The organism is Riemerella anatipestifer ATCC 11845 = DSM 15868, from assembly GCF_000252855.1.
In the GTDB taxonomy this organism is placed as follows: Bacteria; Bacteroidota; Bacteroidia; order Flavobacteriales; family Weeksellaceae; genus Riemerella; species Riemerella anatipestifera.
The window spans coordinates 1068562-1083146 of sequence record NC_017045.1 but is presented as its reverse complement, the minus strand read 5'-3'; the positions used below and the strand labels follow the sequence as shown (position 1 = coordinate 1083146).

General features: G+C 37.1%; 7 protein-coding genes. All 7 read right to left on the bottom strand.

The window, feature by feature from the left end:
- Window positions 1–41 precede the first annotated feature (41 nt).
- Window positions 42–884, bottom strand: coding sequence for an alpha/beta hydrolase family protein (locus tag RA0C_RS05185; RefSeq protein ID WP_004918107.1), 843 nt, complete (start codon window positions 882–884; stop codon window positions 42–44).
- The gene (locus RA0C_RS05180; RefSeq protein ID WP_004918105.1) at window positions 881–1648 is read right to left on the bottom strand and encodes a UDP-2,3-diacylglucosamine diphosphatase; all 768 of its coding nucleotides are present in this window, start codon (window positions 1646–1648) and stop codon (window positions 881–883) included. Before RA0C_RS05180 ends, RA0C_RS05185 begins: the two co-directional genes overlap by 4 nt.
- 27 nt (window positions 1649–1675) lie before the next feature.
- A complete protein-coding gene (locus RA0C_RS05175) occupies window positions 1676–2119 on the bottom strand; it encodes a 6-pyruvoyl trahydropterin synthase family protein (protein WP_013446927.1) in 444 nt (147 codons plus the stop codon).
- A gap of 105 nt (window positions 2120–2224) precedes the next feature.
- Complete coding sequence (gene sov, locus RA0C_RS05170) at window positions 2225–9247, bottom strand: T9SS outer membrane translocon Sov/SprA (RefSeq protein WP_013446926.1); 7023 nt, start codon at window positions 9245–9247, stop codon at window positions 2225–2227.
- Window positions 9248–9252: 5 nt separating this feature from the next.
- Entirely contained in the window at window positions 9253–9837 is a 585-nt protein-coding gene (ruvA, locus tag RA0C_RS05165) for a Holliday junction branch migration protein RuvA (protein ID WP_004918099.1), read from the bottom strand.
- A gap of 166 nt (window positions 9838–10003) precedes the next feature.
- Window positions 10004–11440: a RagB/SusD family nutrient uptake outer membrane protein gene (locus RA0C_RS05160; RefSeq protein WP_004918097.1), complete on the bottom strand. Its 1437-nt coding sequence runs from the start codon at window positions 11438–11440 to the stop codon at window positions 10004–10006.
- A gap of 14 nt (window positions 11441–11454) precedes the next feature.
- The gene (locus RA0C_RS05155; RefSeq protein ID WP_004918095.1) at window positions 11455–14385 is read right to left on the bottom strand and encodes a SusC/RagA family TonB-linked outer membrane protein; all 2931 of its coding nucleotides are present in this window, start codon (window positions 14383–14385) and stop codon (window positions 11455–11457) included.
- Window positions 14386–14585 lie beyond the last annotated feature (200 nt).

The following is a 14585-nucleotide window of genomic DNA, read 5'->3' as shown; positions in this document are numbered from 1 at the left end:
CCTTCAAAATAAAAATCCAACACAATTATCGTGTTGGATTTTTATTTCAAGTAATCTTCCACAATGTGCCATAGTGGAGCGTTGTAACTTCTAAAAAAGTTGATGTGTCCAATATCGTTTTTAGGAGAAAGTTCAGATTTTATGATATGATATTTTGCTTTCAGATTATGATAAGTGTTCATTAAACTTTTAACGCCTTTTTCTGTGAGCCAGTTGTCATCATCGGCATAGAGAACCAAAGTATCCTGATGAAGGTGCTCTGTATAGTCATAAGACATCTCTAGGAGTTTAAGAGTAGATTTTTTGTTAAGAATAAGCCTTCTCCAATCGTAAGCTACACCCTTTGGAAGAGATTCTCCTAGGCCAAGAATAGAGGCAGGGAAATACCCTAACATTTCGGTAAGTAGAGGTTGCAATATACCAAAACCTAGGTAAGCAGCCCATCTAGTTTTAGAATCTAAGTGTTTTACATAAGCGTCTTGAGCTCCTATAAATATTATCTTTTTAAAAAGATTAGTGTCTGGGTTCATTCCTGTAATCAAAGCTCCTACGGAATGTCCCATAATATATTTCTCGTAATGAGGAAAATGTGTTTTGATGTAGTTGGTTAATGTTTTATAGTCTTCGGTTCCCCATAGCCTCATACTGGCTTTAAAGCCTTTCATTTTAGTGGGCTTAGAAGATGCGATGCCTCTATAATCATAAGTGATTACCGTGTAGCCTTTTGACATTAGGTATTTGGCAAAACTGTAATAGACATATTGTTTTACTCCTGTTGCTGAATTGATGAGTAATAATTTACCATTCGTATTCTCTGCTTCTGGTTTAAAGAGGCTTACCGCAAGAGGGTAGCCATCGGAAGTGGTAAGGGTGAATTCACTCATAAGTTGCTTAGGTATTTAAGCTGAAATTGAGTCCCATCAAAAACACCATAAGAATAGTAAGAAATCCAATCGCCTAGATTAACATAAGAGGCTCCTGCTCCCACCTCCAAAATCATCGGGAGGTGTCTATGCCCAAATACGAAATAGTCTATATGCTCCGCCTTTAGTTTTTCTTTGGAATAGCGTACTAAAAACTCTCGGTCTTCACCCAAAAATTCTTTGTCTTCTTCGCCACTTATCATTTTGTTTTTCTGAGAAAGGTACAGGGCAAGCTTCATTGAAATATCGGGGTGAATCCACTTGAACAACCACTGAGCTAGAGGGTTGGTAAATACCTTTTTCATTCTTTTGTAGCCCTTATCGCCAGGACCTAAACCATCGCCGTGGGCGAGGAGAAACCTTTTGCCATTGATGGTGGCGTATCTTTTTTCAAAAAAAACGGGTATTCCGAGTTCTTTCTCAAAGTAGTCTTTCATCCATAGGTCGTGGTTACCTACAAAAAAGTAGATGTCTATGCCTTGGTCTTTAAGTTCGGCTAATTTACCAAGCACCCTCACGAAGCCTCTAGGAACTACAAACTGCCACTCGTGCCAAAAATCAAACAAGTCTCCCATAAGGAACAGCACTTGGGCATCTTTCCGAATGTCTTCTAGCCATTGCACAAACTTTTGTTCTCTAAGTTTACTGGCTTCTAGAGTGGGGGCTCCGAAGTGCTGGTCAGAGGCGAAGTAGATTTTTTTTCTGTCTTCTAATGTAATCGTCATAGCGTTGGTAACATCTGTTTTAAAAGACTAATTCTCCTCTGCCAACCATTCTCCGTAGGAGTTTTCTGTTTCGTGGAGTTTTAGATAGGCTAGTTGCACAGACTCGGGGAGCCTGTTTTTGATTTTAGCGGCAATGTCGTAAAGCATATTTTCGCAAGTCGGCTGGTAGTTGCAGAATATTACTTTGTGTCCTTTTTCTTCTAACTCTTTCCCTAAGCTGATATGTGGTGAGTTGGCATTGAGCAAGACGGCGTGGTCCCACACATCTACAATTTCTTCTTTCACAATCTTTTTAATATCCCCAAAATCTACTACCATTCCGTTTTTAGGGTGGTCTAAATCATTGATAGGGACCCCCTTTACGGTAACAAATAGTTTGTACGAATGCCCGTGCATATTCTTGCACTTGCCATCGTAGTTGTAAAGGACATGAGCGGTTTCAAATGAAAAAATCTTAGTAATTCTAATCATGTGGCAAAGATACTAAATAATCGGTGATGTGGTTTTATTGCTAATAAAAAAGCTCCAATAAGGTTTATACCTTTTGGAGCTTTAGTGATTGTTGACATAAAAGTATTACATTCCGTTTCCTCCAAAGGTAAATGTGGCTGATAACCCTGCTCTAACAGTAGATAGTGGGAATGCTGTGGAGATTTTGTACTTCGTCATCAGTTGGTCGTAGAAGAAACGAATGTTAAAGTTTTGAGACATATTGTAATCCGCAGATACTTTAATGCCTAGCAAACGCTGTCCTCCCGTTACTTGGGCATCATCTTTTAAGATATTGATGATAGATGTCTTGTTATCTCTCAACGAGAAATCGGCACGAACATTAAGGTCGCTCTTAATATCTTTTGATTTACCTTTATATCTTAGTTTTAGTTTTAAATCTTTTAAGATGTATCCAAAACCAAGCACATACTCAGAGCCAGAATCTTCGGTTAAGGTTTGGTTTACTAAGCCTAGTAAAAACATTCTGTTTCTGTTGTAGTGAGCTCTAAACTGCATGTGGTTTCTCATGGTAACATCAGCACCTACAAAAGGAGCAAACTCTTCTACAAACATAGCTTGAGAAAATACATAAGGATTCAGTTTATTACCTCTTACATCTAGAGCATTAGGGTTGTTATAATAATCTATATTAGACTGTATTCCTGTGGCTGTATAGGTAGAAGTATAGGCATGTTGTATATCAAACTTCTCAAACTGACTGTTGATAAACGGAATGTTTCTAAGTCCAGAGTAAGTAAGTCGCCAGTTAGGTAACGGGAAGTTAGGGCGGGTAGGGTTTTTCATAGAAACTGATTTCCCTGATAACGCAGAGCGGAATGCAGGAACCAAAACATAAGTGTTGGCAATACTGTAGCCTTCTACGAAACCATCAGTCGTCAAGTTACCACTATTAAGTCTAGAGAACTCTCTAGCTCTAGTTTTAATATCGTTAAAGATGTCTGTGCTATTTTTTAGAGTAGTACCTATTAGGAATTCTGTGTTAGAGTAGCTTATCATTTCGTTAGCAAAAGAGAACTGTATGCCATTGGCACGATTGCCATCTAAGTCTATATTAAATCCGCCGTGAGTGAGCATTTTATTATAAGTTTGAAGGAAGTTAACATCTACTCTCAAATTCTTTATAGGCTCTATAACGATATTAGCCGTAACATTTCTATTGCTCATTTGGGTATAAGGGTCGTTAAGATACTCTGACTGAGTAACCCAGTTATTTTCTACGGCGAGTCTTCTAATGTCAGCTTGAGAGCCTAGTAGGAAACCACTGGTAGGTCCTCCAAATCCTCTTCGCCCTATACCAAAAAAGTTCGGTTCTGAAAGTATCCCAGGAAGTACGGTTCCATTATTTTCATTAAAGTTGAAGTTGGCTTGTTTAATGGAAGTTAAAGCCGACATTACTTTCTGAGTTAAAGATAATTGATTTTTAAATCTATAAGACTTAAACTTAAATCTCTTACGGCTGTTTTCATTAGCAAAAGCCTTTTCATAAATTTGATTAAGCGAGTCTATTTCTCTATTTCTTCCTTGTCGGATAGAGTCTAACTTTTTAAAATATTTAAACTTTCCTAGCAACAAAGGAATGTCCACCGAAGCAGTGGCTACCTTATTATTGGTGTTTTGAGCTACATTTCCTAGATTTCCATTAGCACTATTAAGAAGTACAGTAGACCTTGCATTCCAGTTGTATTGCAACCCATAGCCCAGCTCCGCATTCACAAAATCTAGGTAAGGGAAGTGCTCAAAAGGCAAACGGTAATTAAACTGTATTCTGTGGTTGTAGAGTACAGGTCGTCCCACTTTAAAAGGGTTTTGGAAGATAGACTTGGTGTCCATCGTATTCACTGCCCAATCATCGTTAAGAGTTCTAGTGGCAGAGAATATTTCGGCTTTGAAAGACTTAGTGAAATTAAATCCTAGGTTATATTGCCAACCAAAGAAGAAATTTCTGTTTTTAAGAACATCAAAATTTTGGGAGCCATTGCCATTGAGTAGGGCTTCAATATTTCTAAACTCTAGTTCGCTATAATTTCTATCTAGCTCTGTTCTGAAAGAAAAACGAGTAGGGATAGGGTTGAGGTTAAACTCTTTAACCCATTTTACATAAGGGGCTATTTTAGCCGTGTCGCTTATCAGTTTATTAAACGGCTTTAGAACCCAAGGTTTAAAGTTGTAGTTGTAGTCTATGTAAGCCTTTAGATTTTGTCGGTAGTTTTTCTTAGTGTAGATATCTCTGTAATAGTCGTCGTGATAAACAGCGGTAAGAGCTAAGTTCTCTACATCGTAGAACTTAGGTTTCTTCTCGGAGTTTACCCTTTCTTTTCTCATATTCACCACGCCAAAACTTCTTTGCTGAGTGTAAGTTCTCACTACTTGTTTAAGTTGGTCTTTTTTAGGATCTTCATTAAAGAGGACATCGTCATTAAGTGGGTTGTACTTAGGATCCTCAATAGTTTGGGTGTAAGAGTAGTTAACAGGGATTTTCATTCCTGCTTTTTCAGGAAGGAATTTATCTACATTTACTGTCGTGTTGATGGAAAATGCGGTGTTTTGTGTTTGCTGTCTTTCGGTAGGTTTTTGGTCTATAGAACCAAATCCTATGGTAGAGATAGCAGCGTTGGCATTTACATTAGCAAAATCTCCTAAGTTAAAATTGAGGTTAGCGTTGGCTGCATAGCCTCCTTTGTTTTCTATTCCAGAAAGACGAATTTCGTTTACCCAAAGTACTAAATCTTTAGAATCAGAACCTGTATTTCTTACCCCAATCACGATGGTAGAAATGTTACCCAAACTAGGGCGCCCTTTGGTAAATATAGCTCTGTGGCTATCACCATACTCTTGGTCTTTATATCTTTGGTCTAGACTTATCCCTGCGGTTTCTCTTCTTAGTTTGGCATTGATGAATTCTTTTAGATTAAAGTTAATCGTGTTCTCAGTTGGCCAAATGTCTAGTGGAGAGGTTGCGTTTTTAGCGGTGTATTTTAGTGAAGACTCGTATTCGTAATAGTTGTCTATGGCATCACTTCCTAGACGGATGAAGAACTTGGCATTTTGGTCTAGCTTGTTAGATGTAACATCTTTAAGGTCTTCGGCGTGTACAAAAAGTTCTAATTTTTCGTAACGACGCATATCCAACGCTACATTCTTAAACACTCCTCTAGAGGCGTGTGATGTTTTAGAAAGATTGGTTGCCTTTAAGTAAAGAGATGCCTCATTTTGTCTTTGTGCTCCAGTAGTTCCACTTAGTACTTGTCTGTTTATGCCAGGAGGAATAACATAAGGAGGAGTACCTTTTGAGTTTTCTTCTAAATTAACACTTCCTACATCAAAGTTAGAGTTATCTATGTTGTAGTTGCCTTCCTCAGATTCGTTGATAACCGCAATGTTTTTAGTGAATTTTCTCCAGTCTGACCTTACCAAATCAAAAGTACCAAATCTTAGTGTTGAGGTTTCGTCAAACCCTTTAAGAATCATTCTCGCAAACCTTACATTATTTAGGATAGCATCACTAGCTTCCCCAGCATCAGCATCAAACTGTTTCACAGGAATACGGAATAAAAACCATTTGTTTTTGCCTACTTGTCCGTTTTGGAATTTAGCTTCGGTTTCCTTTTCATCTACGATAAAGTTTTTTCCTAAAACTAAATTAGCTTTATCTAAATTGATGGTGTATTGGTTATAACTTTCGCTTTGGTCTAGATTAAAATCGCCATTGAGGTCTTCTGCATCTGGTATTTGAGAGGATACCTCCATTGAATTGGCTTTGGAGTTTCCGTCTGGGTTTCGGAAATATCTATAACGCTCTACTACCGAAGAGGCTAAAGCACCTTGGAATTGTGTAGAAAGGTAAAACACGAAGTCGTCTGCGGCAGGGTCGGTAAGATTAGTCACAGGATTGATAAAAGTTGTGCCAAATTTGGTGGCTTCCTGAACATTATCTAAACCATCATAACCTACATCTTGTGCCGTTCTATTAGCCCCTTCTGATGAGAAGGCATATAGAACAGGCTGTTGTTCTGGCTGAGTCCCCCAGCTGCTTTCGGAGGTTCTTGCAGGGGTTTCTGGAGTAGGCAATCCGTTTTCGTATTGCAGTTTACCGTCTTTCAGTATATCTTCGGAAACATTTCCTAAGTGTAGTAATAATTTAGGATTAGTACCCAGCATTTTTCCATCAGCGTAAGGATCCATTAGCCAAAATTCCACATATTCAATATTGGCATTGGTAAAGTTAGACACAGAGATAGGTCTCATCATACCAGCCCATCTTTCCGCAGTAGACTCGTTGGCTGGGTTTAGGTTGTACGGACCTCTTTCGGTAGGGTAGTAGGTAATATCTAAGGTATTGGTATAGGTTTGGTCACCAGCAACAAAATCTCTGCTGTTGTAAAGTTCGTTCATTCTCACACGGCGTGAGGCGTGGTTAGACAACGCATCAGCAGTGATGCCATTAGGGGCTTTACCTCCTACACCGTAGAATCTAGGGTCTATGTAATACCAAGATAATAGCCCTCTACCGTATCCATTTTTAACATCATTGTCTAATGCTGAGTTTTTGAATATAATATCATTAGGGTTTTTCTCTGGTTTAGATGCTAAAGCCCAAAGAGCAGGTTCTTTCAGTGATATTTTTGAGGTGGTTTGGTCAAAATCATCTACATAGGCTTGGTCGTTAATGTCCTTATTTTGTCCTGGGATAAGATAGGTGGCTTCTGCCTTAAAATTAAGATGAGACGGTGCTTCGGTATTGATGAGCGGAATCTTATCCGTAAGCCTTGTGAGGAAAGGTAACTCGTTATTATACATAAGATTCATACCCAACATTGTGTTATTAACTGCTTCTTGCCCCATCTGAACTTTTTGGGTGAGTGGTCTTTCGGCATAATTCATTGCAGTAGCCCCAATGATAAATTTATCACTGATTTTTCTTTCCAAATTCAATCCCCAAAATCTTCGTCTTTGGGTATTAAAGGTCATTTGGTTTTCTAAAGAGATATTGATGGCTTGTCCAGATTGTTTAAGAGCTTCGTTGATGATAGTTACTTGCCCTAGCATATAATCTACGGTATAGTCCACTCCCTCTGTAAGTTGAGCTCCGTTGGCAGTTACTCGCACGGAGCCTTTAGGTACATTTATTGCACCTAGAGAAATGCCTTGTCCTTGTCCGCCTTGGTAGCGTCCTTCTATGGTATATCTTTGTGCTAGAGGATTTTGTGTAGCTACTTGCTTTTGTTGTTGGTACAACTCCGAGAATACAAATTGAGGGTCGTTACTACCTAAGGTACTTGCCATAAAATTACCAAAAGGCTGAGCTTTGGTAAAGATAAGTTTTCCATTGGCAGGGTCTATGGTAATGCCATTAACAAAGTCAAATAAACCGTCTCCTAAAGTACTTCCGTTGGATTGTAAGTCATTATTGAGATTGAGCCTGTCCCAATTTAGGAGTTTTAAAAGGTTGGTATCTTGTACAGGTGTGTTAGGTAGATAGTTAACTTTCCCATTTTTAGGGTCTCTATAATACACATTAAGGAAGAACTTATCTGAAGTTACCCCATTAGCATTAAGGCTATAGATGTTTTTCATCATCAAGTTCCACATAGGAGAAGTGGTTTTTACTAAAACATTGGGCTTTAGTAATTTGGTTACAAGAACCGAACTTTCCTCCGAAAACTCTCCCACTTTGTAAACTTGGTTAGAACCATTAACGGTGTAAGAGTAAGAAACCGCTAAGAGTTGGTTGTCATTAAGCCTTTGGTTTAAGGATATATACCCTAGTTGCGGGTGAAATGTAAATTCATTTTGATTAAGCCTTCTCGCTCTTCTGTTAAAAATGAACTGTTCACCGTCTGTATAAGTTTCAAGAGTACCTGAAGCGTTGGGAAATGATTGCTGATTGATAGTAGAATAGGCTGTATTAGCATCTCTGATACCAGCTAAGGCACTAATGCTTTGGTAGAGATTGTTTTGTGTGTTATTTGGATATTGTGCAGAACCTTCCCCTAAATCTCTTACGGCTACTATACTTTTTTGATTTTGTAGGTTACTTGCTGTTTGGTCAAGAACCCAAACTTCTATACGCGTGATATTGATTTTGGAATTGATTTGAGGATAATTCGCTAAGGCATTGTCGTAGTTTTGGAAGAAGTATTGCCCTAAATAATAGTGCTGATTATCCTCGTAATCTATGGCGTTTATTTTAAAGGTATTGAGTACACCTCCACCTTGTGCGGTTACGGTTCTTGCTTCGCCTTGTTGTTGAGAAAGGACTAATGTACCGTAAGTTTTACCAAGCTGAAACTCGGTTTTTAAACCAAATAATGATTGTGAACCTCGCATAAGACTAGTAGATAGAGGCATATTAACATTACCAAACTCCACATTTTTTATAATTTTATCTTCGCCTGTTCTTTTGCTTTCTCCTAATGTTTTGGATTGTAGGTCTTTCCAAGTACCCTTTGCTCGCCAAGCTAGATTAAGTCTATTTTCAAAAGCAAATCCACTTTGGGTATCGTAGTTGGCTTTTAGTTGTAAATTTTCGCCTACCTTACCGAGTATGCCTAACTGTATTCTCTGCTGAATATTAAATGCGAAATTCTTTCTGTTTTGTGGTAAAATAAGCGGGTTGTCAATTCTTTGGTAAAGTCCACCTAAATCAAAAGAAGCGAATCCTTGTGGAATAAGTTCTATCTTGTTACCTCCAAAAATAGTTTCAAATAGTTTGTTCTTTATGTTGATGCTAGGAAGAAGTCTTTTTTTCTCTGCATCTTTTGGCTCTTTTAGATTATTAGCCAAATCGTATTGGAGTGATTTTTCTTGGTAGTAATTTCTTAGTCCAATAGATTTTACATAAGCACCATATTCCGAAGGAGTCATTACGATAGGTGTGCCTGTAACCACGTTTCCTATCTTAGGATAAAGGAAATAAACGCCTTCTTTTACATCGTAAAAAGCCTCATATCGAACAGGATTTGGAAGGCTGAGTTGAGGTTGAGAATTTAGGCTATCTTTTTCTGTTTGAGCATAGGTAAGGTTACTAAAAAACACAAACCCTAGAACCCATAGTAATTTATGGAATGTATGATGATGTGATTTCACTTATTTTAAATGTTTTTCAAAATTTGTTTTACTAAATCTTCCGTTTGAATTTCTGGATTTTGTTTCAAAATTTTGTTGGCTAACTTTTCTGACATTTTTTTAGGGATTCCTAAAACTTCTAATGCAGATAACGATTCTTCTTTTACTTTATTATCAATAACGGTGGAAATATCAGATTCATCTGCTCCAAAATGCAATACTTTATCTTTTAAATCAATGATAATTCGTTGTGCAGTTTTGGTGCCTATACCTTTTACTTTTTGTAATACAGCACTATTGCTAGAGAGTATGGCTTGTGCTATTTCTCTTAATTCTAGTGAGGAAAGCATAATCATAGCAGAGGCTGGTCCTACACCATTTACAGAAATAAGTAGGTTAAACATTTCTTTCTCTTTGAGCTCCGAAAAACCGTACAATAAGTGAGCGTCTTCTCGAATGATTTGTTGTGTGTAGATTAAAGATTCTTTCCCAATGGAAAAGTGTTTAGAAGTGTTTACACTAACGCTTACAAAGTAGCCTACACCACCAGTTTCTATAATTAAATGGGTTGGGCTAAGCTCCTGAACGATACCTCGTAGAGAGTAAATCATATACTGCTAATTTTGAGGTTGCTAAATTAAAGTTTTTTTAGGACTAAATCTTTCTTTTGTTATTAAAAGAATGATGTTTTTTAATTTTAATATAAAATAATAAGAGAGCCTTTCTATAAAGACTCTCTTATTTCGGGTTAATATGAAGTGAAAATGAAAAAACTTATTATCTATCTTTGTTTATATCAGAAGGGACGAAAGGGTTAGCGTCTATCTCTTGCTGAGGATATTGGTAAATGATTTTAGTGTCATTCACTCCAAAAGATAATGGAACTTGGTGCCATGAAGATCTCTTTAAAGTACGAGATAATCTTCTAGCATCGTAGAGCTCTACACCTATTTCACCATAAAGTTCTTTTCTTCTTTCTATAAGAATTTCTTCAAAAAGTTCTTCTCCTGTATTAGCAGATTTTACGGCTTTAGGGTCTCTATTTTGTTGTAATTGGAATAATAAGTCCTTAGCTTGGCTTTCCTGTCCTAGTCTGTATCTTGCTTCGGCTTCTATTAAAATCATTTCTGAAGTTCTGATGTAAGGACACGCTGATGCATCTTTATTGAAAGTAAACTTATAAGTACTATATTTAGTATGGTTATTTACAGAAGGATTTACATCAAATAGTTTTCTTACATCTGTATCAGAGAACAAGTCATATAGAGATTTGCTGACATAGGTATTACTGTAACCATCATTCTCAAAAGATAAATCTGTAAAAGAATGCGGTGCTTGAGACCATGTGATAGACTGTCCTGCTTGTTGCCCATAACCTAGTATCCATTCTTGTGAGTCTAATTTTTTGAAACCTTCGGCGTATTCTGCAGCATTAAGTGCAGAGCTGACGGTTCCTCCATAAGCTAATTTTGCATATTCTGCGGCTTTTTGCCAGTTCTCTTTTACTTGATACACTCTAGCGGCGATAGCATAAGCAACCTGTTTGTTTACAAAAGCTTTGGATATTCTACTATATGAAAGATCTGGTAAAGCTGTTTCTAAATCGTTAGTAATGAAATTATAAACTTCTCCAGTAGTACTTAGAGGTTGAGCTTTTGTACTATAGCTGCTATAGATAGGAACCGCAGGGAGGTCTTTCGCATACTTGTATCCCAACTGAAAGTCTTGCACAACTTCAAAATAAGATAATGCACGGAGTACTTTTGCTCTAGCAATAAGAGATTTTTTTTGAGTATCAGCTATGTTAGAACTTTTATTAACACCATCTATAAACTCATTGCACTGGCGAATGATTTTGTAAAAATATTCCCATGTGAATTTAGCTCTACGGTAAATACTTATTCTATTGGTATTAGAATAGTCCCCCGCAAACCAGTTGCTGGGAACGATGAAATCCTCTCCTCTAACTGTTCTTGCGAAATAAACGCTTCCTAAATTTGTAGCATCTACGGTTGTACTGATATAGGTTTCGTTATCTCCTCTTAGAAGGCTTGTGATTCCTGTAAGGTTAGCTTCTGCGTTTTCTATACTTGCAAAAACTAGGCTTGGGCTAATTTCGTTTGTGGGTTGAGGTTCGTCCAAATATCTCTGGCAAGAGACGCTTCCTAGTAGTAGAGAAGCTAGAGCTAAAGTTTTTAATTTATTTAGTTTCATTTGTTTTAAAATTTTTAAAGTTCAAGTTTAAGTCCGAATGATATGGTTTTTAAATTAGAAGTTCTGTTGTTAGTAAGACCAGTTAGAGCTTGTTCTGGGTCTATATTCTTACGGGTTTGCCACGTAAATAAGTTATCTGCTTGTAAAAATAGTCTTAAGCTCTTTAATCCTATTTTTTCGCTGTCTTCTTTATTAAAATTATAACCTATGTTTAGAGCTTTTAATCTTACATAGTCATTTTTAAATAAGAATCTAGAAGATTGTTGATTTTCTTGTAATGTGGTATAGCTCAATCTAGGAACATCTGTAACATCACCTGGTTTCTGCCATCTTCTTTCTAAATCTACACTCTTAGAATATCCATCAAATTTCCCACTCATTAGTCTAGCATAGTCCCCATCATAGATATAAGAACCGAAGCTGAAATTAACGAGTGCATTTAGATCAAAATTTTTATATTTGAGATAGTTGTTTAAACCTCCTATTACAAAAGGTAAAGAACTACGATTGTAATAGCGTGTCGCTTCGGAATAACTTTCTGTAGTTACTTTGGTTACCTTTCCGTTAGCGTCGGTTACATCTTTATACCATAGTGGGTTACCATTGTCAGGGTTTACGCCTGCATACTCTTGTATATAGAAGTCATAGAGAGATCTACCAACTTCCCATCTTTTGAGAGCTGCTACAGTTTGAGGTTTGTTATCAGCACTTAGGGCAAGGATTTTATTTCTGTCGAAAGAGAAATTTAAGCCGGTATCCCATCTAAAGTTAGCAGTTCTTACATTTTTTGTGTTGATGCTAAATTCCCAGCCATAGTTTCTTAGTTTTCCTATGTTTGTAGTTATAGAGGTAGCACCAGTAGAACCAGCAGTTACAAGAGGTCCAACTAAATCTACAGAACGCTTATCATAATAATCTACATTAAGATTAACTCTATTTTGGAATAATCCTAATTCTATCCCTGCATTAAAAGACGCTGTTTTTTCCCATGTAAGAAAAGCATCTTTAGGTGAAGATAATATTACACCTATATTAGAACCTACAGAGTATCCACTAAGATAAGTACTAAGATAAGGGAAATAATTTTTTACTCCGTCAGCGTCTGTAAAATCATTGTTACCTAGCTCTCCGTAAGATGATTTTAGTTTTAAGAAACTGATGGTTTTGTTTCCTTTAAGGAAGTTTTCTTCACTTACGATATAAGCACCACCTACAGAGAAGAAGTTACCCCATCTGGTTTCCTTACTAAATACACTAGAACCATCTCTACGGAAAGACCCTTCTACGAAATATTTTTCTTTGTAGTTGTAGCTCGCTCTTCCAAGTAACCCGACCAATCTCTGTTGAAGAGGGTAACCAGAAACTGAACTAGGACTAGTGGCTCCACTAAGTGTTTCTATTCCAGAGAATAAACCTACTCCCATAGCACTCATATAGTCGTATGTTCTGTCAAAAGTTTCTACAATAGCATCAGCTGTTAGATTGTGATTTCCTAGTTGTTTGTTATAGTTAAGGGAGTTTACAAAGTTTTTGGTACTTGCAATATCCCTTCTGTCTATTACTGCCCCTCCCTGTGCGGCATAGTCTCCAAATCTATTATTTCTATAATTGTGGTTGTTATAATTGTTCTGTTCCAAAGAGTAGTTAGAACGGAATGATAAATCTTTGGAGAAATCTATTTTTACAAAACCGTTTAAAGTAAGGGTGTTTACTCTGTAAAGATAGGTGTTGTCGTAAAGGTACCCAAGAGGGTTCACATTTCTACTAAAAGGTCTTTGGGAGTTAAGTACACTTGGGCTTCCTGCTCCATAGTCGTAGCTTAGATTGCCTTTGTCGTCATATACAAGGTTACCGTCAGAATCTCTTTTATGCACTGGATAAACCGAAGACAGAGTGTATATACTATTTATAGGGGAACCATAGGCTGTCCCTGATTGGGCTGGAATATTTCTTTTATGAGATATGTAGGCAGTGTTTAAACCTGCTGTTAACCATGGTTTTATCTTAGTTTCTAGATTTAACCTAGTTGAAAATCTTTCAAAATTAGTGGTCTTGACAGCGCCTTCCTGTTTTAGATAGTTTACACTAAGGAAATAGTTACTTTGGTCTGTTCCCCCAGAAACGGTAGCACTAGTTTCACTTCTTTCTGCGGAACGATTGAGGAGATAATCAGCCCAATTAGTATTCCATAGAAGTTGAGCGCCTGGTACTAGCTGTCCGTTAGCATCTATAGGAGTTTTTACATTGTATGGGTTGTATTTTAATAATGGGATAACTTCAGCAGAGGCTTGAGCTCCTGCTAAATCTGCAGATACTCCGTTTGCTACTTTAGAATTTCTTAACGCTTCCCAAGTGTAATTTAGGTATCTATTATTGTCTATCAATGGGTAAAGTTGATTGACTGGAGCGGCGTATCCTAAAGAAGATTGCACTGTAACTCTAGGAGCTCCTTTTCTACCTTTTTTTGTAGTTACTAATATAACACCATTAGCACCTCTGGAACCGTATAATGAGGTTGCAGAACCATCTTTCAGTACATTGATGCTCTCTATTTCCTCTTGAGATATGTTAGATAAACTCCCCGAATATTGAGCACCATCTACAATGATTAGTGGGTCTGAACTTGCATTGATAGAACCAATACCTCTCACTCGTATGGTAGGTGTAGCTCCTGGTGTAGAAGAACCTATGATGTTAACACCTGGTACACTCCCTTGTATCGCTGTTGCGATATTAGACGTTTGTTGAGTGGACAATACATCTTTCCCTACACTAGACACGGAGCCTACTATAGCTTTGGCTTTTTGTTTACCATAGGCTACTATTACCACTTCTTCGATAGCTCTCGTTTTTGTGCTATCTTTTACCTTTACTTGTGCTTGTATATTATTTCCAAGCACTAAAAACAGACCTAATGCTCCTGCATTTAGTAGTTTTCTTTTCATAAGTTGTATAATTTTTATTTTTTTTAACTTCAAAATAAAAGGCTTTAAACATTGTGTTTAAAGCCTTCCGTCGGAACTGAAATATTATCAACTAAAAACTTCTCACACAAATAATGCCGTTTGTCTTCTCTTCATCATAATCATAATGAAAAGAAATCGGTGATGGCTTTTATTGATAGTGTTGTATAACATTATTATAA

Coding starts and splice junctions, on each gene's coding strand:
- RA0C_RS05185 (WP_004918107.1), bottom strand. CDS start 884: ATGAGTGAATTCACCCTTACCACTTCCGATGGCTACCCTCTTGCGGTA.
- RA0C_RS05180 (WP_004918105.1), bottom strand. CDS start 1,648: ATGACGATTACATTAGAAGACAGAAAAAAAATCTACTTCGCCTCTGAC.
- RA0C_RS05175 (WP_013446927.1), bottom strand. CDS start 2,119: ATGATTAGAATTACTAAGATTTTTTCATTTGAAACCGCTCATGTCCTT.
- ruvA (WP_004918099.1), bottom strand. CDS start 9,837: ATGATTTACTCTCTACGAGGTATCGTTCAGGAGCTTAGCCCAACCCAT.
- RA0C_RS05160 (WP_004918097.1), bottom strand. CDS start 11,440: ATGAAACTAAATAAATTAAAAACTTTAGCTCTAGCTTCTCTACTACTA.
- RA0C_RS05155 (WP_004918095.1), bottom strand. CDS start 14,385: ATGAAAAGAAAACTACTAAATGCAGGAGCATTAGGTCTGTTTTTAGTG.